The organism is uncultured Porphyromonas sp., from assembly GCF_902489635.1.
Classification (GTDB): domain Bacteria; phylum Bacteroidota; class Bacteroidia; order Bacteroidales; family Porphyromonadaceae; genus Porphyromonas.
The window spans coordinates 24,360-49,944 of sequence record NZ_CABUAN010000006.1; the positions used below are offsets into that span (position 1 = coordinate 24,360).

Annotated in this window: 24 protein-coding genes, 1 tRNA gene and 1 pseudogene; 23 read left to right on the plus strand and 3 right to left on the minus strand. The window is 50.7% G+C overall.

All coding sequences use genetic code 11. The features are described 5' to 3' along the window. The first annotated feature begins 76 nt into the window (after nt 1–76). Nucleotides 77–1,435: an Ig-like domain-containing protein gene (locus RDM37_RS02210; RefSeq protein WP_308554637.1), complete on the plus strand. Its 1,359-nt coding sequence runs from the start codon at nt 77–79 to the stop codon at nt 1,433–1,435. Nucleotides 1,436–1,769: 334 nt separating this feature from the next. Continuing rightward, nucleotides 1,770–1,842 (plus strand) — tRNA-Pro (locus RDM37_RS02215). Nucleotides 1,843–1,928: 86 nt separating this feature from the next. Here the strand turns inward: RDM37_RS02215 and RDM37_RS02220 are convergent. Then, the gene (locus RDM37_RS02220; RefSeq protein ID WP_308554638.1) at nt 1,929–2,678 is read right to left on the minus strand and encodes an NADAR family protein; all 750 of its coding nucleotides are present in this window, start codon (nt 2,676–2,678) and stop codon (nt 1,929–1,931) included. A gap of 166 nt (nt 2,679–2,844) precedes the next feature. Between RDM37_RS02220 and RDM37_RS02225 the strand changes: the two genes are divergently transcribed. The 3 genes from RDM37_RS02225 to RDM37_RS02235 are packed head-to-tail and all read left to right on the plus strand — an operon-like array spanning nt 2,845 to nt 5,723. After that, a complete protein-coding gene (locus RDM37_RS02225; protein ID WP_308554639.1) occupies nt 2,845–3,861 on the plus strand; it encodes a YitT family protein in 1,017 nt (338 codons plus the stop codon). Nucleotides 3,862–3,902: 41 nt separating this feature from the next. Beyond that, the gene (locus RDM37_RS02230; protein ID WP_308554689.1) at nt 3,903–5,207 is read left to right on the plus strand and encodes a regulatory iron-sulfur-containing complex subunit RicT; all 1,305 of its coding nucleotides are present in this window, start codon (nt 3,903–3,905) and stop codon (nt 5,205–5,207) included. Between the two features lie 27 nt (nt 5,208–5,234). After that, on the plus strand, nt 5,235–5,723 hold the full coding sequence (locus RDM37_RS02235; protein WP_308554640.1) for a gliding motility lipoprotein GldH: 489 nt from the start codon (nt 5,235–5,237) through the stop codon (nt 5,721–5,723). Between the two features lie 92 nt (nt 5,724–5,815). Here the strand turns inward: RDM37_RS02235 and RDM37_RS02240 are convergent, their stop codons facing one another. Further along, nucleotides 5,816–7,414 carry a T9SS type A sorting domain-containing protein gene (locus RDM37_RS02240; protein WP_308554641.1) on the minus strand — a complete coding sequence of 533 codons (1,599 nt, stop codon included), beginning with the start codon at nt 7,412–7,414 and terminating at the stop codon, nt 5,816–5,818. Between the two features lie 356 nt (nt 7,415–7,770). Here RDM37_RS02240 and RDM37_RS02245 point away from each other — a divergent pair, with 356 nt between their 5' ends. The 15 genes from RDM37_RS02245 to imm40 all read left to right on the plus strand — a co-directional run bounded on the left by RDM37_RS02245 (nt 7,771) and on the right by imm40 (nt 23,536). After that, entirely contained in the window at nt 7,771–8,751 is a 981-nt protein-coding gene (locus RDM37_RS02245) for a PCMD domain-containing protein (RefSeq protein ID WP_308554642.1), read from the plus strand. A 12-nt stretch (nt 8,752–8,763) separates the two neighbouring features. Further along, nucleotides 8,764–9,522 carry a porin family protein gene (locus tag RDM37_RS02250; protein ID WP_299367188.1) on the plus strand — a complete coding sequence of 253 codons (759 nt, stop codon included), beginning with the start codon at nt 8,764–8,766 and terminating at the stop codon, nt 9,520–9,522. Nucleotides 9,523–9,682: 160 nt separating this feature from the next. Next, on the plus strand, nt 9,683–10,438 hold the full coding sequence (locus RDM37_RS02255) for a polyprenol monophosphomannose synthase (protein ID WP_308554643.1): 756 nt from the start codon (nt 9,683–9,685) through the stop codon (nt 10,436–10,438). Between the two features lies 1 nt (nt 10,439). Beyond that, nucleotides 10,440–11,795, plus strand: a complete 1,356-nt coding sequence (locus tag RDM37_RS02260; RefSeq protein ID WP_308554644.1) for a dihydroorotase — start codon at nt 10,440–10,442, stop codon at nt 11,793–11,795. Nucleotides 11,796–11,970: 175 nt separating this feature from the next. After that, nucleotides 11,971–12,387, plus strand: a complete 417-nt coding sequence (gene mce / locus RDM37_RS02265) for a methylmalonyl-CoA epimerase (RefSeq protein ID WP_007366055.1) — start codon at nt 11,971–11,973, stop codon at nt 12,385–12,387. 33 nt (nt 12,388–12,420) lie between these two features. Next, nucleotides 12,421–13,974, plus strand: coding sequence for a carboxyl transferase domain-containing protein (locus RDM37_RS02270; RefSeq protein WP_308554645.1), 1,554 nt, complete (start codon nt 12,421–12,423; stop codon nt 13,972–13,974). A gap of 12 nt (nt 13,975–13,986) precedes the next feature. Continuing rightward, nucleotides 13,987–14,220, plus strand: a complete 234-nt coding sequence (locus RDM37_RS02275) for a hypothetical protein (RefSeq protein ID WP_308554646.1) — start codon at nt 13,987–13,989, stop codon at nt 14,218–14,220. Between the two features lie 65 nt (nt 14,221–14,285). Further along, on the plus strand, nt 14,286–14,723 hold the full coding sequence (locus RDM37_RS02280) for a biotin/lipoyl-containing protein (RefSeq protein ID WP_308554647.1): 438 nt from the start codon (nt 14,286–14,288) through the stop codon (nt 14,721–14,723). Nucleotides 14,724–14,898: 175 nt separating this feature from the next. After that, nucleotides 14,899–16,497 (plus strand): hypothetical protein, encoded by a 1,599-nt coding sequence (locus RDM37_RS02285; RefSeq protein WP_308554648.1) that lies wholly within the window; start codon nt 14,899–14,901, stop codon nt 16,495–16,497. Between the two features lie 255 nt (nt 16,498–16,752). Next, a complete protein-coding gene (locus tag RDM37_RS02290) occupies nt 16,753–17,232 on the plus strand; it encodes a thioredoxin domain-containing protein (RefSeq protein WP_308554649.1) in 480 nt (159 codons plus the stop codon). A gap of 39 nt (nt 17,233–17,271) precedes the next feature. Beyond that, nucleotides 17,272–17,796, plus strand: coding sequence for a thiol peroxidase (gene tpx / locus RDM37_RS02295; RefSeq protein ID WP_308554650.1), 525 nt, complete (start codon nt 17,272–17,274; stop codon nt 17,794–17,796). 290 nt (nt 17,797–18,086) lie between these two features. Further along, nucleotides 18,087–19,076, plus strand: coding sequence for a MoxR family ATPase (locus RDM37_RS02300; RefSeq protein ID WP_298888322.1), 990 nt, complete (start codon nt 18,087–18,089; stop codon nt 19,074–19,076). 120 nt (nt 19,077–19,196) lie between these two features. Further along, the gene (locus RDM37_RS02305) at nt 19,197–20,069 is read left to right on the plus strand and encodes a DUF58 domain-containing protein (RefSeq protein ID WP_308554651.1); all 873 of its coding nucleotides are present in this window, start codon (nt 19,197–19,199) and stop codon (nt 20,067–20,069) included. Between the two features lie 1,147 nt (nt 20,070–21,216). Continuing rightward, nucleotides 21,217–21,678, plus strand: coding sequence for a hypothetical protein (locus RDM37_RS02310; protein WP_308554652.1), 462 nt, complete (start codon nt 21,217–21,219; stop codon nt 21,676–21,678). A 1,549-nt stretch (nt 21,679–23,227) separates the two neighbouring features. Next, a complete protein-coding gene (imm40, locus tag RDM37_RS08385; protein ID WP_374043016.1) occupies nt 23,228–23,536 on the plus strand; it encodes an Imm40 family immunity protein in 309 nt (102 codons plus the stop codon). Between the two features lie 105 nt (nt 23,537–23,641). On the opposite strand, the gene RDM37_RS02315 is transcribed toward imm40, so the two are convergent. Then, nucleotides 23,642–24,130: a DUF4372 domain-containing protein gene (locus tag RDM37_RS02315; RefSeq protein ID WP_308554653.1), complete on the minus strand. Its 489-nt coding sequence runs from the start codon at nt 24,128–24,130 to the stop codon at nt 23,642–23,644. Nucleotides 24,131–24,145: 15 nt separating this feature from the next. On the opposite strand from RDM37_RS02315, the gene RDM37_RS02320 reads away from it, so the two are divergent. From RDM37_RS02320 to RDM37_RS08390, 3 genes and pseudogenes are all read left to right on the plus strand, one after another. After that, a complete protein-coding gene (locus tag RDM37_RS02320; RefSeq protein ID WP_300969159.1) occupies nt 24,146–24,445 on the plus strand; it encodes a hypothetical protein in 300 nt (99 codons plus the stop codon). A 62-nt stretch (nt 24,446–24,507) separates the two neighbouring features. Next, nucleotides 24,508–25,092, plus strand: a complete 585-nt coding sequence (locus RDM37_RS02325) for an SMI1/KNR4 family protein (RefSeq protein ID WP_300969160.1) — start codon at nt 24,508–24,510, stop codon at nt 25,090–25,092. 155 nt (nt 25,093–25,247) lie between these two features. Further along, a pseudogene (locus RDM37_RS08390) lies at nt 25,248–25,535 on the plus strand (RHS repeat-associated core domain-containing protein); the annotation flags it as partial. Nucleotides 25,536–25,585: the final 50 nt, after the last annotated feature.

The window sequence follows — 25,585 nt, forward strand, 5'->3', positions numbered from 1 at the left end:
CTTTCACGAAAGGGTCGGCATACACTCTACTGATCTTAGACTTCAAAGAATACATACTAACCAAAGTAATATTTCTATGAAACGAATTGCAGTCTTACTCTCTTGTGTTGCTCTACTGACGATAGTCTCTAGTTGTAACAAGCCTGATCCAGCTCCCCAGCCTCAACCAGTCAACCCAACGAGCATCACCATCAGTCCTGCGATGGTCTCTCTCAGTGTGGGTGAGACCCAGCAACTGACGGCGGTTGTAGAGCCTACGGGTCACAACTTCTCCGTAACCTATAGCTCCGACAAAGCTGCGGTGGCAACCGTCGACAACAACGGACTAGTCACGGCTGTCGCTGAGGGCGAAGCCGTGATTACTGCCACGATAGGGAACCTATCGGCTACTGCTAAGGTGACCGTCAAGGGAGCCTCCATTTCAGCCGAACAGGAATTGCCACTCCTGAAGTTTGATCCAAAGAAGGACGACTCTGAGAAAATCATCGATGATGAGATACTCGCCTACGAAGGGAAGTTAGGCCGTCAGCCTCAAGATATCAAATACTCTAGCAAAGTAACTGTCCCAGGCTTCGTCAATAAAGATTTGTCTGTCATTCCTGCGGTCGCTTATGGTATCGTGATCGAAGAGACTGCTGATATTATCCTATGCTACAGCAAGGAGTCTGTTGAGAACGCTACAAAGACTCAAGAGATGCTTCGTAAGCTAGGCTTCACCAAGTTTGAGAAGGTCAACGTAAGAATCGACAGTGATGGCAATACCGTCCCTGGATTTCGCTCACGCAATGACCAAAACAAGGAGATCTCTCTCATAGCTAAGCAAGACTACTCGCACAAGGACGACTTTGATGCCAATATGTCTATAGAGATTCAGCGTCACTACCCGATCCCTACGGCGCATAAGATCCTCCGAGATGCTAAGGATATGCCCTCTATCGAAGCACTACTCACTAAAGATAGTAAGAAGATTGAGGAGTTTGAAAACACTCTAGGTCTCCGTGCGCTAGAGGAAAGTAAAGAAGGTAGTGTCAACCAGCGATTCAACACCAAGCCCGAATGTGTCAACAAGACCAACTTGGAGTGGGTGCTCTATGTACGCACTTCATTCTTCAGCGACCAGCTTTTCATCAATGCGCAGTCCAATGCAATAGAAGGATATACCGATCTCTATTCTGACGACTTCAAGAGTTATCTTGCTAGCATTGGTTTTGATAAGGATTACCAAATCATCAAGGAGACAGTTCTTGCTAAGAATGCTCAGGGCGATATCTGTATGGGGTATATCGACCTTATGTTCAACTGCTGCTATATTCAGTTCGTTCCGAAGGAGACCTCACAAGAGTCTTACCACGGACCTCAGAGAGCATCACGTCGAGCTGTGCAGGGCTGTATGACGGCACTTGAGCGTCCCGTCACTTGTTTACTAGACCGATAACTGGTAAGCACCACCCGACTAAGGGTCATAACAATCAGCAATGGTCACGGGGGAAATGTAATTTCCTCCGTGACTATTGTGTGTCACCGCTTAGTATAAGTGCGTCACACCTCTTCGACTTCGTACATCTCACGAGTAGCGACAACTAGGGGTACACAATCTGTGCCTCTGCAAGAGGACTAGTCTTTTGTAGAGCTGCAGGTCAGCATTTTAATCGACTTCATAACGAGACCTGCCAGATTCAGCATCCGGCTGAGCAGTATGTGGTGTCGCATTATTTAGTACCTTTGCAGTCACAAGTAGGGACTAGTCGCCGCGGGGCGGTAGTCTCTCTCGGGATGTAGCACAGTTGGTAGCGCGCCACGTTCGGGACGTGGAGGTCGGAAGTTCGAGTCTTCTCATCCCGACTCAAGGTGATCGTCGAAGTAGTTCGGCTGTCACCTTTTTTCTTTGCCCTCCCGTCACAGCTCAGCGAGGAGGGGGCTTCGTCGGGTCAGAGGGTTGGGAAGGTGAGCTCCCGCCCTAGGAGATGTATCTGAGCGGCTCGCAGCGGAGCATAGTCGATCAGTGGCTCGGTATGATGGCGCATCGCGTCGCGACAGTTCATAAGTATCTTGCCGAGGAGGTTCTGCCCACGCCACTCGCCGATGGTAGACCATGGCCCCAGTCTCATCTTGTCCTGCTTCCGCTTGATGGAAGCTTTGTTCATCCCCTGCGCTGTCAGCTCGCGCTTCATCGCTGTAAGGCGCTTTCTCAGCTCAGCATTGCGCATGCCCCACTTGGTGGCGGTGGCACTGGTTGCGTAGGTGCTGTCCTCGAGGAGCATCGCCTCTGGCGGGAAGGCGAGGAGCAACTTGCGAAAAGCTTCGCTTGTCAAGCACTTCTGCCAGACCAGGTAATGCATCCATGGGACATTGAATGAGAGCCAGTCCTCTCGTCGCTCCTGCTCATGCGCCTTGCGGATCTTTTTCTTCGCCTCCCAGCCATCATCACATGCGACGAGCTGACGCACGATGGCGGTATGCTCGGGGGTATCTAGCGAAAACATGCCAGCGATGTAGGCGCACTCGCTATTGTGAAAGTGCACCCCCTGCAGGTCAAAGCCAAAGCCCGCGACCATGTTGCCCAGAGCCAACGACAAGCCACGACGCACGTCACCGCCACGGCGGAAAGCGTAACAGTCGAGCGTGGAGGCATCGTAGACCTCTTGAGGGGTCAGGGCGGTGAGTGGTTGATCCAGCATAAGACGTCTTCGTTGATAATCTTTTCAAAGGCAAAGCTACCAATATTTCCCTCAAGGATCGACTTCTTTTTTGTGTCAGTCTTCTTTTTTGCTACCTTTGTGTTACTTCTGAGTTTGGCGTCCGAGGGACGTGTCCCCCCTTCGCCAAGTAATAAACATGTCACTCATGACTACTGAAAGACCTTTACGCTATCCCGATCCACGCAAGTCTGCGCGCTTTCTAAAGGATGTCCTCCTCATCTTCGCCGGTGTAGTCATCTACACGTTTGGCTGGACAGCCTTCATCCTCTCACAAGACATCACCTCGGGAGGACTGGCGGGACTGACTACGATCATTCAGCTGGCGACGAATATCCCAGCCAGCATACCTTACAACATCATCAATGTCGGCTTGCTACTCCTCTCGATATGGATCTTGGGGTGGCGCTTCTCGATGAAGACGATCATAGCCGTCCTAATGCTTACCGTCACGATCCCAGTGGGACAAGCACTCTTTACCCCCATGGTGGGACAAGGACTAGAGGTGTATCACAACCTGCCCACCTGGCTGACCAGTACACTCCCTAACTTCGGACCGCTCTTGGCTCCCGACGAGCCATTTGTCGCTCTGATCGTTGGTGCTGGGCTCTGTGGTGCTGGACTGGGTATTGTCTTCTCTGCCAATGGTAGCACCGGTGGTACCGACATTATCGTGGCTATCATCAATAAGTACAGCACGCTCTCTCTGGGACGTGCCATGATCTTTATGGATGCGATCATCGTCACGACGGGTGCAGTCGTGAGCCACTTCTTCGGGCCTCAGTACAGCTGGGGTACGGCTCTAGGCAAGCTCGCCTTCTCCTTCATCGAGATCACGATCGTAGGGCAGATGCTGGACTACATCATGGAGGCCAACAAGCAGTCTGTGCAGCTACTCATCGTCAGTACCAAGTACGAGCAGCTCAGCGAGGCTATCACACGTCGCCTAGGGCATGGATGCACCATACTCCACGGCGAGGGTGGCTATAGTCACCAACAGATGCACGTAGTGCTAGTGACCATCCGCAAGAATCTACGTGGAGGTCTCTACCAAGTGATCAACTCGGTAGACCCCAACGCCTTTATCTCTGAGTCTACGGTGCATGGCGTATATGGACAGGGCTTTGATTCGATCGAGCGGGTGGCTGGACGAAAGAAGAAGTAATCTTCCCCCCCTCTCCTCCTCTCCCTTTTTGAAATTATTTGATGGAATACAAACCAGACCTACTAGATAAGATAGACTGTCCGCGATGCAAAGGCGTAGGGTCACGCTGTTGCAAGCTATCGACCTTTGACTGGCTAGCTGATCTGCCTGATGGCGTACAGCAGCAGGAGATCGTCGAGGTACAGTTCAAGAATACGCGCAAGAACTACTACCGCAACGTGGATCACCTAGACCTCAAGCGAGGTGACTATGTGGTCGTCGAGGCTGACAGCGGAGGCTACGATGTCGGCATGGTAGCTCTCACGGGGACGCTCGTCTCTACTAAGATACGGGCCAACCATGACGAGCAGTATGTGGACAATGCAAAGGCGATCTACCGCAAAGCTCGTCCTGCCGATATGGATCACTATCGCGCGGCTAAGCTACGCGAGCACCCGACGATGATCGAGTCGCGCGAGATAGCCACTTCGCTAGGACTAGACATGAAGATCGGTGATGTGGAGTATCAGGCAGACGGGACGCGCGCCATATTCTACTACATAGCGGATCAGCGAGTAGACTTTCGCAAGCTGATACGGCTCCTGGCGGACGCCTTCCACATACGTGTGGAGATGCGCCAGATAGGGGCTAGACAGGAGGCGGGACGTATCGGAGGTATCGGTCCTTGTGGACGAGCCCTCTGCTGCGCTACCTGGCTCTCACGCTTTAACTCCGTCAGTACGGCTGCGGCACGCTTTCAGAACTTAGCCCAAAACTCGCTCAAGCTCACCGGTCAGTGCGGCAAGCTCAAGTGCTGTACCAACTACGAGGTGGATGTCTATATGGAAGCAAAGAAAGCCTTCCCCTCAAGTCGCACACCCCTAGAGACGGAGAGCGGCACCTACTACTTTAATAAGTGCGACCTCCTAGCGGGCGAGATCACTTATAGCTTGGCACCTAAGAGTCTCGAAGAGCCTGAGACCATATCCGTAGAGCGGGCTAAGGAGATCATAGAGATGAACCAGCGTGGCGAGACACCTGAGACGCTCTCTGATCAACAGGAGGCTCCGAAGAAGCCTAAGGACATACTCTTTGACAATGCGATCAACCGCTTTGACCAGCCGAAGAAGCGTAAGCGTCGCAAGACAAATCGGAGGAGGGATCGTAGCAACGCCGATGCGCCCAGAGCGCAAAGCAACATCCCTACGACTGGCAATGGCGAGGAGCCGACCAACGCAGTCGAAGAGGGGCCAGAGAGAGCCGACTCACGCGAGGAAGGCTCCACGCAGCCCAGTCGCAAGCCGAGACGTAAGCCTCAGGCGGGTGGTCGTCGTCGCCGTCCACGCACGAAGCCTCAGGAGGAGTAATCCACCACGACTAGATCTGTTGTAGCTATGAGCAGAGCCTGCAAAGGGTGCATCCTAGGGGGGCTAGTTTTGCTAGCCGTCCTGACGCTTGGCTCTTGCCACTATGCAGCTTATCAGGAGCAGATGCAGACTGCGGAGCTACCACAAGCTGTCTGGACTGCAGAGCATCGAGTCACCTTCGACAGCTTCGTCGAGCAGTCGCGGACGCCCCACACGCTCTACCTCTACGTGCGGTACAACAGCCGCTACGCATACACCGCTCTACCGCTCACCATCGAGCTTCGCTCCACTCTAGGGTGGCGTGCTACGACCTCCGTGACACTACCCCTCGCCGAGGAGCCAGGCGTATGGACTGGTGAGGGCTATGCGCTACGTCAGCAACTCTATAAGGTCAACACCTCACTGACCCCTCCTCACCCAGGACTCTACACCATCGAGCTAAGGCAAGCGGCGGGGCAGGCAACGCTAGCGGGCATCGAGACGATCGGCGTCGCTTGGATCGCTGCAGGGCAATAGCTTCGCACAAATACAAATAGAGCAGTCCCGCAGGGAGCACTACATCGCTGTAGACTCCTTGCGGGACTGATCCGTTTTATCAGATACGTCTTCTAGCGGACGAATCGTATGGTGCTAACGCCACGCTCCGTGACAACCTGGCCGATGTAGAGGCCCTGTGCTAGGTCTGTCAGGGAGAGCCTTGAGACAGCTGCCAGCGTGTAGCTGTCTAGCAGTCTACCGGCCGTGTCATACAGGTAGAGCGTACCCGTAGCAGGCTCTGAGAAGAGGAGTGCATCGCCCTGCCAGAGGATGGAGAGTCCATTAGGCTGCAACTCTACAGGATCAACCCCTAGAGGAATAGCCAGCGGGCTCTTGTCGAAGCGGAGGTATGCGTTACGACGATAGGTAGTTCTATCCATATTGACAGCGCAGGAGGTCATCGTCTTACCGTCTCCAGAGAAGTGTACTACACCTATGTCCGTCTTCTCCACAGGCTCTGCATCATCTGAAGGCTTATAGCTGTAGGTGAAGAACTCCGATAGGTCTCTGCCCGTCTGTTCCTTAATATAGTCTAGTAGAGGGTACTTCTTGCCATCTGGATAGATGACGTGCGAAGCGAGTCCTCGCGTTATCTCGGAGCCATCAGGAGTGCAGAGCCAACCACCATCCTGAGTCCGTCCTAAGCCTCCCATACCATAAGCCTCCGGGATGCTGAGATACTCGACAGTACCCGTGTTAACATTGAGCGCACCAGGATAGGAGACCGTAGTCATATCGTCGCCTTCGCCTTGTATCTCTTGGATGGATATCATCCAGTACCCACTAGCAGTGGCCATCTCCTGCCAAGTTAAATCTGTATAGTGACCCGAGAGGACAGCATCGCGCTTTTTCGTCCATTCGTCATAGGCTTTATTGTACGCATCCCTCTGTTGTTCCCATAGTTCGGTCTCAGTGTCATAATCGGCCGTTACATAGTCACTCCACTTAGGCATCGGACCAGGCAGGGGCACATCTAGATTGTAGAGGAAAGAGTCACAAGGCGTAGAGCAGGTGTAGGTTCCATCGCTACCCATCTCCCAGAAGAGAGGTCTGTCGTCACCCGAATAGGTGTTTTGTCGACCTAGGATCTTCTTGCCGTCAGGCGAGCAGAAGAAAGCCTGCGTATAGTTTGGCTTATCTCCGAAATAGTCTGTCTTGAGCGTGGGTAGCAAATGGAGAGTCCAAGAGCCGTCCTCAGCACGTGTGCCATACATCGGCATGGTCATGCTCTCCTGAGAATAGGTCGGATCCATGAGAAATCCGACGAGATGCTGTCCGTCAGAGCTCAGGTAGGCAGGAACCACTTGTGGCCAAGCCTCTTCAGGAGACTCCAACGCATGAAGGGTCTTTTGCTCCATATTGCACACGACGACGCCCTCTTCGCTTTTGGCCATGTAGAGCAGGCCATCGTCTGTAATAGCGTAGATACGGCTTGATGCGGGAAAGGTCAAGGTCTTATCTTGCTGCGTGTCGTAGCAAAAAGCCTCGCCACTCGGATTGCCACCATAAATGTATCGTCCATTAGGACTCATACCGTAGATGGAGTAGTTACATGCCTCAGCCGGTAGTGCCTTCGGCTCTTGCGCGATCTTACATCCTGTCTGCTGAGCAGTCAGTGCGTAGCTCAGAGCAAGGAGTAGGAGTAATGAAGATAGTAGTTTTCTTGTCATATCGTTTGAAACATTTAAGGGTTATAGTTGCCACAAAGCTAACATTCTTTTTCGAGAAAAGCAAGCCCCCACGTGGGAGTTTTCCAATATCCAGGTGGAAAATGAAAAATTCTTCGGAGGAATGAAATGAAACTTCGGAAGAACCAAATGAAACTTCGGAGGAATCAAATGAAACTTCGGAAGAATTTTTTCTTTCCCACGTGGGGATTTGAAAATTTCCACGTGGCTATCGTGCTGAAGGGGGTAATCGTAAGACATCCTCTCTGAATTGGTCGGATTATCGGTCGGACGTAACCCTCGCTATATAGCTAGAAATAGTTACCTTTGCCCTATCCTAGTGTAAAATATAGTACGGCATGAAACGAATCTCTTGGACTCTCGGCATCCTGCTCACGCTCGCCCTCCTCATTGCGACAGGTTGTAGTGGCGAAGACCCTATCAAGGCTAAGCGTATCGCTATCGAAAACGGCACCTACAAGCCAAAGCCCAAACCTGAGCCAGAGCCTAACCCGAATCCGAATCCTAATCCTAACCCCGATCCTAATCCTAATCCCGATCCTAATCCTGACGATAAGATCGAGCTGCAGGATGTTACCTTCACCTTTGACGAGTGGGTCAAGCCAGAGGGCTCTTACCAGCTACCCGTAGAGAAGAGCCTCTCGAAGCTACTCGCGGGCGACCCCTACTGGATTTCTGCAAGCAATGTGGGTGCTGTCAAGGCTCTCTTAAGCAATTACCCCGTACTGCCCCTCTCTAAAGGACGGACAGGACAGGCTCTAGAGTTGACAACCATCAAGGCACGTCCCATGTTTGGTAAGGGCATCATCGCCGGAGCTCTCTACTGCGGATCACTGGATGAGGATATTATGACCTCCAAGCCTCTAGAATCTACGAAGTTTGGTCAGCCCGTCTTTGCCATACCTATCTCTATCAAAGGTTACTATCAGTGGCTCCCAGGCAAAGAGCTTGTCGATGGGACGAAGAGAAACAGTGTAATCAAAGGACAGGACGAGGCTACGATCGCCTGCGTCTTTTACGACATCACGCAAGACGATAGCTACCTCAATGGTAAGACGCTCTACACCGATCCACGTATCCTAGCAAAGGTGCAGCTACACCCCCAGCCTACTCAGGAGGGTGCATGGACACCTTTTGAGGGCAAGCTGGAGATCGTCAATGAGGCGGCTTACAAGCAGATAGACCTTCAGAAGGGCAAGTACCGCATGGCACTTATCTTCTCGTCTAGTGCTCGTGGCGACCAGTTCATCGGAGCTATCGGCAGTCGCCTGCGCATTGACGACTTTACAGTGACACTAGGCATACCCACCAAGAAGTAATCCGCTACAGATATGACTACACGGCAACTACACACAGGGATAGTTACCCTCCTGCTGGCACTCCTTACGACACCGCTCTTGAGAGCACAAGCTCCTGATGGCGGCAAGGATGACCTAGAGTTTGGTATCAAGGCTGGTCTCAATGTAGGAGCTACCACCCCCCTACCCAAGCCGAAGGCGATCGACAAGATCTACACCTGGAATCCCCACATGAACATCGCCCTCAAGGGATGGCTCTCCTACCACCTCCCCGACACCAAAGGGTGGCACCTAGACACAGGTCTAGAGATGGAGCGCAAGGGAATGTACGTCTGCACACACGCCACCGATATGCGTATCAACATTGGGGACGGACAGGAAGCTGCGTGGGGACTCTTTACGGGCAATAACAGCACCGAGTTCATCAACTACTACCTCACGCTCCCGATGCTGGTCGCCTACCATACGAACAACGATAAGTTTCGTGTGCAGGTAGGCTTCTACCTCTCCTACCTGATGCAGCAGAGCTTTAAGGTGACTCTGGATGGAGACGGCACGCTCAATGGTGATCCCATCTCTCCGGACCACCTCGTCGACTACGACCTGTCAGATCACTTTAACAAGCTAGACATGGGCGTCAGAGTAGGCTTCGACTACTTCTTCCATCAGCGCCTCGGCGTGACTGCACAACTCAACATGAGCTTCGAGCCAGCCCTCAACAGGAGCTTTACGATGATGCCCTTCCCGCTCTACAACATCTACGCCTTTGCGGGCTTCGCTTACCGCATCTAAGTAGAGCTGAGAGAGCGAGCTCTGTTATCCCAGACAGCGCAGAGAGCTGATACATGATACCTGAAGAGAGTTTTTTACTACCTTTGTAGTGCTGTGGCAGGGGGGCATCTAGTCGCGCTCCCTACCCTGCGCATGACCACTCACAGATACCCTTCACGCTATGCACGCTAGCCTTGTCATCATACCCACCTACAACGAGCGCGAGAATGTCGCCGAGATGATTCGAGCCGTCTTGGCACTGCCCGAAGCCTTCGACCTGCTGATCCTGGATGACAATTCGCCTGACGGAACCGCTGAGATCGTGCGTACGCTACAGCAGGAGCCGGGCTACACAGACCGCCTGCACCTCATCGTGCGACCCGGCAAGATGGGACTAGGCACAGCTTATCTCACAGGCTTCGAGTGGGCACTGGAGCACGGGTACGACTACATCTTCGAGATGGACTGCGACTTTAGCCATCCGCTCTCGGCACTGCCGCACCTCCTACGCGCCGTCTCGGAGGAGGGCTACGATGTAGCGGTGGGCTCTCGATACGTGCGGGGTGGCGGGGTCAAGGATTGGCCTCTCGGACGCATCCTTATGAGCTATCTCGCATCGGTCTACGTGCGCATCATCACCTGGCTACCAGTACGAGACACGACGGCTGGCTTCGTCTGCTACAGGCGTGAGGTGCTAGAGACGATGAGACTAGACGAGGTGCACTTCAAGGGCTACGCCTTCCAGATCGAGATGAAGTACACGGCGCACTGTCTGGGCTTCAAGATCAAGGAGGTACCCATCACCTTTGTCAATCGTAAGCTCGGGAGCTCGAAGATGAATGGCTCGATCTTTGGCGAAGCCTTCACGGGAGTCCTCAAGCTACGCTACTGGCAGCTCTTCAAGGGCTTCCCCAAGCGTCGTAATCCAGCTAAGTAATATGCGACAGATCATACTCGGAGCGACCATTATCAATGAAGGTCGGCAGGTCGTCGGCTCCGTATGCCTCTCCGACGAGCGAATTGAGTCTATATATATAGGTGTCGACAAAGTGTCTGACCTCCCCGACGAACTACTCCAAGGAGCGGAGATCGTGGAGGCGCACGGACTCTGGCTACTCCCTGGCTGCATCGACGATCAGGTACACTTTAGAGAGCCTGGGCTAACCAACAAGGGAGACATAGCGCACGAGAGCCGTGCGGCCGTGGCAGGCGGGGTCACCTCCTATATGGACATGCCGAATGTGAAGCCCCCGACGGTCACCCTCGAGGCGCTCCTCGACAAGCGTCAGCGCGCTCAGGAAACAAGCTGGGCAAACTACGCTTTCTACTTCGGCGGGACTAATGACAACGCTCCCGAGGCGTGTGCCATAGACCCGGCCTTGATACCTGGGTACAAGCTCTTCCTAGGAGCCTCCACGGGCAATATGCTGGTGGACAGCGAGGAGGCACTCGACTACTTCTTCGCCCATGCGCCCAAGCTCATCGCCACGCACTGCGAGAGCGAGGAAATCATCACACGCAATAAGGAGATCTACCGTCAGCGATACGACGGGCACCCACCCATCGAGACACATCCACTGATACGCTCCCGCGAGGCGTGCTATGCCTCTTCACACAGTGCCATAGAGCGTGCCAAGCGTCTCGGTGCTAGACTACACGTACTCCACCTATCGACAGCGGAGGAGATGAGTCTCTTCTCGGCAGCCCCTCTTTCGCCAGAGAAGCGCATCACCGCCGAGGTATGCGTCCACCACTTATGGTTTACCGACGAAGACTACAGCCGCCTAGGCAACCGCATCAAGTGGAATCCCGCCGTCAAGACGGCTCGCGATCGTGAAGCTCTGCGCCAAGCACTCGTCGAGGGTCGCATCGATGTGATCGCCACCGACCACGCGCCTCACACGCTAGCCGACAAGGAGGGCGATGCGCTCACGGCAGCCTCTGGAGGTCCGCTCGTACAGCACAGCCTCCTGATGATGCTGGAGCTGGCTCACGAGGGGCTTTGGTCGCCTGAACTAGTGGTTGAGAAGATGGCACACGCTCCCGCACAGCTCTTTGGAGTTCGTGAGCGAGGCTACATACGCCCAGGCTACTACGCTGACTTAGTCCTCGTAGATCCTCATCAGGAGACCACAGTAACTAAGGAGAGCCTCTACAGCAAGTGCGGCTGGTCACCCCTAGAGGGCTACACCTTCTCGCATCGCATCGTAGCTACTTGGGTCAATGGACAGATCGCTTACCGTGACGGACAACTGACCAGTCGTCCGCCGGTCCATGCGCTCACCTTCGCCTGATCTAGCTCTTTCTAGAGAGCAAATCGACATTTGGGTGTCCGACCCTTTCGCCACGTGAGCGATTATTCTTATATTTGCAGTCGGGTGATGATCTTTAGAGAGATTATCACCGTTTGGAGGGCGCAGTCCCTTTATCCTTTGAGTAGATACACAAATCAATAAAACAATATAGCGTATGAATCTGTCACACATCGAGCATCTTGGGATAGCAGTCAAGAGCATAGAGGAGGCACTACCCTTCTTCGAGGGAGTCCTCGGACTAACCTGCTACAACATTGAGGAGGTCGCCGACCAGAAGGTGCGTACCGCATTCCTCAAGATAGGCGAAGTCAAGCTAGAGCTCCTAGAGCCTACGAGCGATGAGAGCCCTATAGCCAAGTTTATCGAGAAGCGTGGCGAGGGTATCCACCACCTAGCACTATCATCAGACGATGTAGCACCAGCTCTCGAGGAGCTCAAGGGCAAAGGCATACGTCTCATCGACGAAAAGCCTCGCAAAGGTGCCGAGGGGCTCAACATCGCCTTCGTACACCCCAAGAGTGCACACGGCATACTCCTAGAGATCTGCGACTGCAAGGATGTCGCTAAGTAATATCGTCCAATCAAACAAACGCTACATAGAATAATGAGTGTACAACAAGAGAAGATAAAGCAACTCCTTGCCAAGCGTGAGGAGGCTCGTCTCGGAGGAGGCGAGGAGCGCATTGAGAAGCAACACGCCAAGGGCAAGTACACAGCTCGTGAGCGTATAGCTATGCTCCTCGATGAGGGTTCCTTTGAGGAGATCGACATGTTCGTCCAGCACCGCTGCACGAACTTTGGCATGGAGAAGAAGAAGTTCCTCGGTGACGGTGTCGTCGTAGGTAGTGGTACCATCGACGGACGTCTCGTCTACGTCTTCGCGCAGGACTTCACAGTCATCGGTGGCGCTCTCGGTGAGATGCTCGCTGCTAAAATTTGTAAGGTGATGGACCTAGCTATGACTATGGGCGCACCCTGTATCGGTCTCAACGACTCAGGTGGTGCTCGTATCCAGGAGGCTGTCAACGCACTCTGTGGCTACGGTGAGATCTTCGAGCGCAACATCCTCGCTTCAGGTGTCATACCTCAGATCTCTGGTATCTTCGGCCCCTGCGCTGGTGGTGCTGTCTACTCGCCCGCACTGACCGACTTCAACATTATGGTGCGCAACTCCAGCTACATGTTCCTCACAGGTCCTAAGGTGGTCAAGACGGTCACCGGCGAGGACGTCACACAGGAGGAGCTAGGTGGGGCCGACGTACACGCATCTAAGAGTGGCGTGGCACACTTCGCCGTAGACAACGATGAGGCTGGCCTTCAGCTCATCCGTCAGCTGCTCTCCTTCCTACCACAAAACAACATGGAGGAGCCACCCTTCGTCGCTTGCGACGATCCCGCAGACCGCTGCGAGGATCTACTCAACGAGATCATCCCCGACTCACCAAACCGTGCTTACGATATGTACGAGGTGATCGGAGCGATCGTAGACCACGGCGAGTTCCTTGAGGTGCATCGTGACTACGCACGCAACATCATCGTCGGCTTCGCTCGCTTCAACGGGCAGAGCGTCGGTATCGTAGCCAATCAGCCCAAGGTGATGGCTGGTAGCCTCGACTGCAACTCCTCTCGCAAGGCAGCACGCTTCGTACGCTTCTGCGACGCATTCAATATCCCCATCGTCACACTCGTCGACGTGCCAGGCTTCCTCCCAGGCACTGGTCAGGAGTACAACGCTGTCATCACACACGGTGCTAAGCTCCTCTACGCTTACGGCGAGGCTACCGTACCTAAGATCACGGTCGTCCTGCGTAAGGCATACGGTGGTGCCTACATCGTGATGGGCTCTAAGCACCTACGCGCAGACATCAACTACGCTTGGCCCTCTGCTGAGATTGCCGTCATGGGTCCGTCAGGAGCCGTCGAGGTAGTCTTTGCTAAGGAGGTCAAGGCGAGCGATGACCCCGCCAAGACAGCTCTGGAGAAGGAGCAAGAGTATCGTGATGCTTTTGCCAATCCATACAATGCTGCTTCCTATGGTTACATCGACGATGTCATCGAGCCAAGGAACACCCGCTTCCGCATCGTCCGTGCGCTACAACAGCTACGCACAAAGCGTCAGACGCTCCCCGCTAAGAAGCATGACAACGTACCTCTCTAACCCCTCCTACCGATGGCTACCAAGAAGATAGAAAAGGGTAAGAAGGCACCCGCCAAGAGAGCCAAAAAGGCCGCTACAGCACCATCTCCCGAAGAGGTTGCTATAGCACTCGCCTTAGCGCAGGCTCTAGGCTCCCCTCACGACGAGGAGTCCTATCAGCTCACGATACGACGCAAGGAGTTTGACTCCTGGTCGTTCAAGCTACAGAACATGCGTGTCACACCACAGAAGCAGTATTACATCTAATCCTAAACGGCAGTACCTTAGCAGGCTAGCACGTTAGCTTGCTAAGCACCCATATCAAACCCCTTATGAAAGAATATAAGTATAAGATCGATGGCAAAGAGTACGCCGTCAAGATTGACAAGATCGAGGGTGACCAAGCTCAGCTAGAGGTCAACGGCACCCCATACAGCGTCGAGATCATACAGGAGAAGAAGAAGGAGACCCCGAAAGTCGCCAAGTCTGCTCCTGCAGCAGCACCCGCTGCCACGGCAGCTCCCGCACCCGCTGCGGCTCCCGCCTCCACAGGCAAGGGCAAGGCAGTCAAGGCTCCCCTACCTGGCGTCATCATATCAGTAGACGTACAGGTCGGTCAGCAAGTCAAGCGCGGTCAGCAAGTCGCTGTACTCGAAGCTATGAAGATGGAGAACGGCATCAACGCTGAGTGCGACGGCACCATCACCGAGATCAAAGTCAAGGCTGGAGACTCTATCCTAGAGGGTACAGACATTCTCGTCATCGGATAAAGACTCCGTAGCACATACGACATCACTCCTAGACAGTGGCCAGGAGTAGCTATACAAGGCGCAGGGGGAGAGCCAATGCGACACAACGCATCGGAGAGCCTCCTCGCCTTTTTTATGCATACACTACACAGCAAGCTATCCATTAGCAACATTCACCTCAACCAACTATTTTGTCATGAAACAATTACAGCACCTCATAGCAGCACTCACGGCAATCCTCTGCGTGACCCTTGCCACGAGTAGTTGCCGATCTAATCAAGAGCCAAACCCAGGTCCAGATACGATTGGCACCGACACAACAGGTGTCGACACAACGGGCGTGACCCCACAGCCCGACCCTCAGACCTTCGAATCCATACTCAAGCTAGATGCTAATGGCAAGCTCACCGCCATCCCCTTCCCCTGTGTCGATTGGCTCGGGGGCGAGAAGGCAGTCCAAGCCTTCGAGCAGAGCAAGGGTGCTACCTTCGAGGGCTCTGTAGATAATAAAGGCAAGAAGATCCTCCGCTACAAGACCAATGACCCCAAGGGACAGCAGCCTTCGCGCATGTACGTCATCGATCCTACTAAGGCAACTCTCGAGACCTCTTCCATACTGATTGCGACGGATCTAGTCGCCGAGGGAAACGACATCAATGACAACATGGAGATCCTCCTCAGCGATGCTGGCTATCAGATGATTCCCGACGATAAGAACATCATGTACTCCAACGGCACTTACTGGCTCACCTTCTCTAAGGCAAATGATCAGTTTTGGATGATTACCTACAAGTCGTCAGGCGACCCCTCCAAGCATGCAGGCATCCTACAGATCAAGGACTTCCCCTATCTCAAGAAGGAGACCAAGATGAGTGCCTACACCTTTGAGGAGATCGAGGCTTACGAAAAGCAGCTCGGGCTACGCAAGCAGACTAAGAAGACGGCTACCAGTGTCACCTATGAAGCGATCGACCCCAGCAAGGTGAACTTCGCCCATGTTCGCTATGTCATCAATCCTGGTGACGAAGGCTCTTCTGGTCCGAATGTACTCACCAAGCGATTTACAAAGGCTATGTACAAGCAACCAGAGCTACGCTCTTACTTCGAGCTCAACGGCTTCACCTATGAAGGTTCTTCTGGCGCCTCCGCAGAGAAATTCGTCAACAAGGATCTCGCAGTACGCCTTATGCTTTTTAGCCATCCTCAGGCACCAGATGAGGCGCAGATCATATTCCAAGACGCTCCCGACCTCTATCACAAGGATCCGAAGCCTGTTGATCCCACCTTCCAGGCTCTCTACCTGCCACTGCTAGACGTCTTCGGTCAGAAGATTAGCAAGGACAGCCCCATCTTCGCTCGTGAGAAAGAGTTACACCCCGACTGTGACGTTACGTTCAAACCAGCCAATCCAGATGCTGGATATAAATACGATGCTATCAAGGTAGACATGCCAGTTACCTCCAAGCTCGATCCCACAGATCGCAACAAGCCTCGTGCTGTAAGCTACAGCTACGAGTCTACAAGTGGATCGACCATAGAGCAGATCACTTACGTCTTCTCTCAAGACTGGGAGAGAGCCAAGATTGCAGGCGACGATCCCCTCATCAAGGACTTTATGACGAAGAACGGCTTTACTTACAAGGGTAAGGAAAAGATCGACCAGCCCTTTATGAAGGCCGACCTCTATCAATACTACAACGCTCAGCGAGGTGTCTACTTTGAGTACAGCCTAGTATCTAGTCCGTTCCCAGGTTCAATGGGCGTCTTCACCAAGACCCCGACGGTAACGCTCTAGTCCTGTAGAGACAGAGCCTTTACACACAAGAGCCAGCTCCTCGACCCATGCGCGTCGGGGAGCTGGCTTGCTGTTTCATCCAGCCCAGAAGCCCATCTTTTTGCGCAAGATCGGGACAGCGTGGCCCGATTTTGCGCTTTTATTTCGTCGTTTTGGCCCGATTCGATGCTGTTGCAGACCTTTATCGTAGCGTGTGCTTTTGGTGATGTCGGGACTTTTGTCTATCTTAGAGGTCGATTTTAACGAGTATAACAGATGAAACCAATACAATTCATACAGAAGTCTCTCCTGCTCATGACTGCGCTACTCACACTCAGTGTGGCTTGCACAGCTCAGAGCAAGGAGCAGCAAGAGACCGCCAAAGCAGAGATACTGCACATCAATGCTAACTATATGCGCGAGCACATCTACGACTTTGAGGCGCATCCCGACACCTTCGTATACAAAGGTGACAAGCCCGCCATCATCGACTTTTACGCCGATTGGTGCCGTCCTTGTCGTCAGCTGGCTCCCAAGCTACAGAAGGTGGCCGACCGCTACGCTGACCAGCTCGTTGTCTACAAGGTCAATGTGGACGAGAACCCGCAGCTGGCCGCACGCTTTGGCGTCCAGAGCATCCCGATGGTACTCTTCGTACCACTCAACGATCTACCCTACAAGAGCCTCGGCGACCTCCCCATGGACCACATCGAGGGGCTCCTCGGCAAGATAGGCGTCAAAACCGATAACCAGTAAAACACTTAATACACAGTAACTATAAACCAAACAAACATTATGTCTACAGTAAAATTTCAAGATAAGATCACTGTCACCCTCGCAGGTGAGCAACCTAAGGTAGGGACGATGGCTCCCAACTTCGAGCTAGTCCGCAAGGATCTCTCCACGGCCAAGCTCTCAGACTACCGTGGCAAGCGTGTCGTCCTCAACATCTTCCCCAGCATCGACACTGGCGTCTGCGCAGCATCTGTACGTCGCTTCAACGCTGAGGCTGCTAAGCTCGACAACACCGTCGTCCTCTGCATCTCTCAGGATCTGCCCTTCGCACAGGCTCGCTTCTGCGGTGCTGAGGGTCTGGACAATGTCGAGACGCTCTCTACCTTCCGCTGCTGCACGGTTCCCTCTTCAGAGCCTGCTTTCTGCAAGGGCTACGGGCTAATGATGCAGGACGGACCTCTCGCAGGGCTACAGGCTCGCTGCGTCATCGTCATCGATGCTGACGGCAAGGTCATCTACGAGGAGCTAGTTCCCGAGATCACTCAGGAGCCTAACTACGACAAGGCTATCGCTGCGCTCAAGTAAGCGCATCCTCACACATACGGAGACGACGGCGTCACAGCCCCCCGCCTCCTCACATACGACAGTGGCACCACACCCCATAGACATGCTATGGTGTGTGGTGTCTCTCTTTTCGGTTTTGCCGAGATGCACTACTTGTCGTAAGACGGATAGTCCTCGTAACCTCTTTAGAACTTCACTAGCAGGAGGTCCTATTTTCTTCGCGGATAGTCTTCTTTATCGAGGGTTGTGAGGCGGGGAGAGCGTTCATTCGAAGATTATCGTTACTTTTGTAGCATTAATCAGTAGAAACTATGACGCAGGTATCAGATCTAGAGAATCGTCAAGCATATATTACCCAGCAGAGCGGCTTCATACGCCAGCTGCAGGAGGGGATGCACACCACGATCATCGGGCAGGAGCATCTTGTGGAGTCGCTCTTGATCGGTTTGCTAGCCGACGGGCATATCCTCCTCGAGGGTGTGCCAGGGCTTGCTAAGACGCTCGCTATCACGACGCTCGCTAAGCTCATCGATGCAGACTACAGCCGCATACAGTTTACCCCCGACCTACTCCCGGCCGACCTCATCGGTACGCTGATCTACAGTCAGCGCAGTGAGTCCTTTTCGGTCAAGAAGGGTCCTATCTTCGCTCACTTTGTCCTCGCTGATGAGATCAACCGCGCTCCAGCCAAGGTGCAGAGTGCACTCCTCGAGGCGATGCAAGAGCGACAGGTGACGCTCGGTGAGGAGACTTATCCGCTACCCTCGCCTTTCCTCGTGATGGCGACGCAAAACCCGATCGAGCAGGAGGGTACCTACCGACTACCTGAGGCGCAGGTAGACCGCTTCCTCCTCAAGGTGGTGCTGGACTACCCCTCGCACGAAGAGGAGATGAAGATCATTGAGATGAATCTGGCTAGTCAGCTACCCACGGTAAAGCCTGTTACAACTGCCCAGCAGATCTTAGCAGCTCGCGAAGCGGTGCAGCAAGTTTATCTCGATGAGAAGATACTCCGCTACATTGTGGATCTAGTGATGGCGACACGACAGACGGAGGGCGTCCCCGCTCTACAAGGGATGATCGCTTATGGGGCTTCGCCACGTGCATCGATCTCGCTAGCAGCAGCTGCACGGGCCTACGCCTTCATCGCTCAGAGAGCCTATGTGATCCCTGAGGATGTGCGTGCCGTGTGCCACGACGTGTTGCGTCATCGTCTCGGAATGAGCTACGAAGCCGACGCTGTCGGTATGAGTGCTGACAAGGCGATCGATGAAATCATCAACGTGGTGCCGGTACCTTAATTGGCTGTTGGCTGTTGGCTATTAGCTAAAAGTATCGGAGCCATCGGAATGATCGGACATCTAGCTTCTAATCTCTAACCTCTAAGGTCTAATCTCTAACTTCTAACCTCTAATTTCTAAATGCAGGATCTCCTACGCAAGGTCAGACGCATCGAAATCAAAGCTCGGGGTCTCAGTCAAAACATCTTGGCTGGGCAGTACCGTTCGGCCTTTAAGGGGCGAGGAATGGCTTTTAGCGAGGTGCGGGAGTACTACATAGGAGATGATGTGCGTGACATTGACTGGAACGTGACGGCACGCTACGCGCAGCCGCATGTCAAGGTCTTTGAGGAGGAGCGCGAACTAACTATCATGCTCCTCGTAGATGTCTCTCACAGTCTAGACTTCGGCTCTACAAGTGAGACGAAGCGGGATCTGGTGGCGACGATCGCTGCAACGATCGCTTTTGCCTGCATTCACAACAACGACCGTGTCGGACTGATGCTCTACACCGACCGTGTGGAGCGCTACATCCCCGCCGGGCAGGGGCGTAAGCATGTACTGCAGCTCATTCGTGAGATCCTGACTTACCGCCCTGAGCGTCACTCTACGCAGATCTCCTCTAGTCTAGAGATGCTCTCACGAGTGGTCAAGAAGCGCTGCTCAGCCTTTATCGTGAGTGACTTCATCACGGAGGCACCGACCGATGCGGAGCGCGCCCTGATCCAGCGCACGGCTCGGAGACACGACCTGCTGGCCATACGCGTTGTGGACAGACGTGACTACGACCTCTCTGCTATGGGCTTGACGCTCGTGCGTGACCTAGAGACGGGAGCAAGTCGCTACGTAGACACCTCGTCGGAGCGACTTCGTGAGCAGTACGCGACCAACTATACGACCTTTGCCGCCGAATGGGAGCGTCTGATGCGTGAGTCGGGCATCGACCACGCCATCGCCGAGACTGGCGAAGACATCATCCCCGTTCTCTCGCAGCTCTTCCGCAAGCGCATCTAACTAAACGAGAGTGGCCGAAGACTCCCTTCACTCTTGTTCATGATACAGACATCTATCATCTGCAAGGGGACACATCTCGCACGTAGCACACGATAGGCGTTAGCTATCAGCAAGATACAATCACTAGATCTAAACAAACATCTAGCACACTGCCCGAACAAAGATCTCTCATCTCAGTGAAGCTTTCGGTGCTTATTTACCTCCCCGGCTGACGCATTATAATATAATGTGTCACCTATGGATTGGCTGTTGGCTGTTAGCTATTGGCTGTTAGCTATCGGAACCATCGGAGCTATCAGAGTGATCGGATCTCTAATCTCTAACTTCTAACCTCTAATCTCTAATCCACCCTCCGATCCACCCTGATGGATAGGACCTCGCAAGAGGTCCGACGAATCATAGCCGTGGGTCGGAGGGGCAAAGCCCCGAACGACCCACGGGGACAAGACGATAGCAGCTTATCGACCCCTTGTGGGTCGGACTAGACGCAGCTTATAGTTACAGCTCCAGTCCGACCTCCCACAATGGGGAGGTCGCTTACTTCACATGGCACTCCTACCCCCAGTCGTTCGGGGCGTAGCCCCTCCGACTGGGGGCTATGATTCGTCCGACCGCAAGCGGTCGTATCGCTCCGATCCCTAATTTCTAATCTCTAACTTCTAACCCCTAATCTCTAATTACATATCTTTACAGGGAAATTCGTCCGATTCCCTCCTTTCTCGAATATCCACGTGGGAAATCTCAAATCTCCACGTGGATATTTTTTATTTTCCACGTGGGCGTCAAAAAATTCCTCCGAAGTTTCATTTGATTCCTCCGAAGAATTTTTTATTCCCTACCTGGGAAATAAAAATTCTCCACCTGGATATTTCGAAATATCCACGTGGAAATCAGTTTTCCCCGACATGACGCCGTTTTGATATGTAGTTGGTTCTAAATTATTGTAACACACCAACGTTGTATTTCCCCAGCTAGGAATGACGCATCATAATCGATCTTTCAGAAGCTACACATAGCGACCAGAGAGGAATAGGTGAGTTCATTATATATAATGCATCAGTCCTGGTACTTCACCAACCATTTTGACCTTTACGCCGTTTTTTTCCCTACATTTGTAACCGTGTTGCACTTGACACTGGACTGTGCGATGAAGAAACAATTATTGAAGATGTTGCTAATAATAGGAGCTGGAATTGCATCCTATTTTATAATAATATATCCACTGAACTGGGGTATATCTGAAGAACTTGGGAGTGGTTTTATAATCACATCAGACAAAAGTTTATTATATAGAGATGGTAATACGGAGTATTTTGTACTTCCATTTGGAGTGACGAAATATAAATACAATACAAAATGGATTGTGGCATACACCGAAGGATATTCCATAACACGCAATTTACAGGAGAAGAAAAATAGTTCAAGTCTAACCAATTATTGGATTATCGACAAAGAAATGCCAATACATCACAATAAGCAGGACTCTGTTGTTTTATACATAAATGGCATTGCCTATCCTATTATTACTAATGGGTTAATAGGACCAATGGATTCTTTGTCTTTTATTGATTCTGTTAGAAAATTCGACATTCCCCTAAGAATAAATTGAACTATCACTGTCCGATGATTTTCATCTCGCTCAAAAACTGGTCCACCCGAGATTCTGTGTGATGACCTGATTGCGGGCAAAGAAAGAAGCTGGCTCTATCTTCATCCTGGAAATGTAAGCTGGGGCTGTGTTACGGTTTGTAGAAACAACACGCTATCCCCTGAGGAAAGGGAACAGGAATGGCATATAATTCATAATATGATAAGTCATACAAAAACGGAGAAAGTCCCCGACAATCGTGGATTACATAAGTATTTCCCTGGTAAGCAGATTAAGTTTGGCGTTCTAAAAGTTCGAGATAGATGAAAAATAAATATCTCCTCTGCTTTCTATTTCTATGGCATTGCTATTCTTGTACATTAGAGCCAAGAATAGCAATACCTCAAGAATTAAAACAAGAGCTTGTAAGAACAGGGCATTATAATTCGTATGTAAGATTATTGAATCAGTCTTTGGATTCAAATAACGTAGAGGACTTATCTCATTTCTTAAGCATAGATTATTTTTCCACTTGTTCAACAGGTTCAGAACATGGACAAATTTTACTAGAAATATTACGGGAAAAAGGTGACGTGTTTGTTTTCAAAGCCCTTACACTTCTAAGTCAATCAAAAAAAACAAGTGTCAAAGGGTATCTCTTAATAGGAATAGATAGTCAAGGAAAATGCGATATCAGCTATTTTATAGAAAAGTACCCTAGGTCTTTTGGATATCTAAAGATAAAGCCATGGTAAATGATTTGCATTCTTACAACCTCGGTGGACTGGTGGATCATGTGCGTGGTTACAAGTCCTACAGCTACGACTATGTGAACAAGATTGGCTACGACATGGTCATATCTTGATAGGTCCTTTTAGAATAAGTCAAGATATGACCGTGTTAAAAGACAAATAGCATGACATATAAGAATTTTTCTATACTAGCTAAAGTTGTTATAACCTTGATTCTAACATATTCTGTATTTATGATACTGCTCATGTCGATTTTTGACTTGCTCTCTATGTCGACATCCGTGAGTTTTACAACATTCTTGATCGAAAAGATGATTCCTAATATTTCAGCTGTAATTGCACTTGTTTTTCTTATTAGGTATCTTTGGATTACAGGTAAGAACTCCAATACTTCTAAAAAAGATTCCATTGAAAAAATGCGGATGCAAAAGCCAAACAGGAATTAGAAACTTTACAACAGATATGGGGAGCAATGAGGCGATAACTAATTTCTCAGTACTGGAAGTTAATTGTAGTGGTGGTTATCGGGGTGGCTCAAACCTTCTAATAGAGTTCAATGCAAAACAATATTACGTAGGAATTACTGCGAGTCAATGTAAATCTTTCTCTTCCAAAAAGATAAAACTATTTTACGACAAAGAATGCGATAAGATATTTGAACAACACGATGTGACAGTGAGATATACCGTATGGTACTTTATTCTTTATTTGTGTTCATGTCTTTGGTTGTTTTGTATAGCAAAGAACAGAAGAACTCAATGGTAATATAAATCACAGACTATTCAAAAAGAACTAATGTGGAGAACGGTTATTCATTGATGAGTTTGGGGATAGATGCTTATGCATTCCCTAAACAGCAGGCACTTAACATAATTTCTAGATTAAGAAAGAATCACATCCCTATTCTGGGAGGTGATGTGTACTGCTTTAATAATGGACTTTTAACGGATAGTTGTGATAGTTGGTATTGCAACTTGGAAATAGGCGAAACTCAGCAACAATTTGTGCAAAGGAGCTGTCTTGTAGCTGAAAAGTATATTGAAAGTTACCCTGAGAATGACATCGTCAAAAATCTGTTTTCAATAGTGATAGAAACAGATATTCTTGAGTATCTGGATAATGGGTAAAGATCTATGGTGTCCTAAACGTTTTTGGAGGACGATGGGTGTAAGATAGCTGTCAAGCGGGTCAATCGCCCCTTGACATTTGCTGTAAAAACGGGGGGATCCCCCCTATGCTATTTCGGTCTCGTCTGGAGGCGGTAAAAACGGCTCATTTATCCACTGAAAGAGGTCGATTTTGGTGAACGTGTTGAGTCTCAAGGAGGCTGTTAAATTAGAGAGACACCAAGGGTGTTTTGCTATTCGCTTGAGATATTGAAGTAGGAGAATCATAATCAGAGCCGTCCAGATCTGAATCTCGACAGCGTTTTGAGAGGTTCCTAGGGAACTCCTATTGGCGTTTTGGTAACTGATGTTGGATTTGGAGGGAGCTCGTGATAGACCTAGGTGGTTGAGATTGCCTGTGGCTGATTGTAGCCCCTCTGAGATTTGACGTAGCGACACGCTACCCGAGAATTGGCTGAAGATCATAGTCACCAAATGGCTCCACGAGTTAAAGCCCTCTGCATGCTTGTCTGTGCCATGCTTTTTGACCAATCGATGGATGATTTCTCGAGGTATATGTCGGATTACTTGTGCGAATAGTGTTATATTTGCCATTGAAAAGAGTGGTTTGTGACAGCTCTTACTAGCTGTGCTTTCTTTCCAATTACAAACCTACCCTTTTCTCTTTATCCTGCAAAACGTTTAGGACACTATTGGACAAAAGCGGAAAAGGCTGAATTATTGAAAACCGGTAAGGTTAAGGGATATGAAGGTCATCACATTAATAATGTGAAAGATCATCCTGAATTTGCCGGCAATCCCAATAATATTGAATTTGTCAAACGTCCTGAGCATCTTGATGCTCACGGCGGGAACTTCCGCAACGAAACACATGGAGAGTTACTAAACCGAAATCCGAATAAAGATTAACAATTCGGTGTCCTGTTCAGTGATTAAACTGAACAGGATACCGAATCAAACGTTACTCAAATATGAAAGACTATTCAGAAATAAAAGAATTAATCCTAAAATTTTCATTCTTAGGAATAGAAGAGAGTAAATCAACTGGTGCTTTGCTAATTGGCAGAGCACCGCATATTGCGGAAAGTGCGTGGCTGAATCGACTCTATTCACCAATAGACAAAAACGAAATAATAAAAATGGAAGATGGTATTAGCAAAAAGATTCCAACTTCATATGTTGATTTCTTGACCAACTTCTCAAATGGACTCAATATACTTGGGGATACCTTATGTCTATTTGGATATCGTTCTAACTATGTGAGAACTGTTGATTTCTCATGGCAACCATATAGTTTAATTAGTTTTAATAAGTATGATAAGCCTAGAAATTCAACAGGAGAAATGTTGTTTATCGGCAGTTATGATTGGGATGGTTCTCTATTATATATGACCACTGATGAGAAGGTACACTTTTGTAATCGCGATGATTCAACAAGTTTATTTATATGGGACTCTCTTTCATCTATGTTAATCAGTGAACTGAAACGGATTTATAATATTTTCGATTCTTCTGGTATTCAAATTGATGACACGCAAGCCACCACACCTATTTAATGAGCACTTGATGTTGCGATGAACAACTAACAGAAGAACAACAGTATGGGAAACGGCAATCTTTGGCGAGTTACATATTCCTACAACACAACCTCGGAGGTCTTCTTGAAAAAGTCCGTGGTGAGAAGTCATACGGATATGACTACATCACCAAGATTGGCTACGATAAGTTCGAGCAACGTACCTATCTGAAGTACTGCAACGGAGCGGAGACTTTCTACTCCTATGACCCACAGCATCGCCGACTAGAGAACCTTGTGGTCAATGCCAAGGCAGGCACCATTATGGACAATGCCTACAGCTATGATGCCGTGAGCAACGTACTAAGCGTAAAGAACAATGCGCCACTTCCACAGAGTGGCAAGGCTGGCGGACAAATGAGTCATAGTTATACTTATGACCCATTGTATCGTTTGTCAAGCGCAACGAATAGCATAGGGGGATACCCCCGTTTTTACCGCAAATGTCAAGAGGCGATTGACTCGCTTGACAG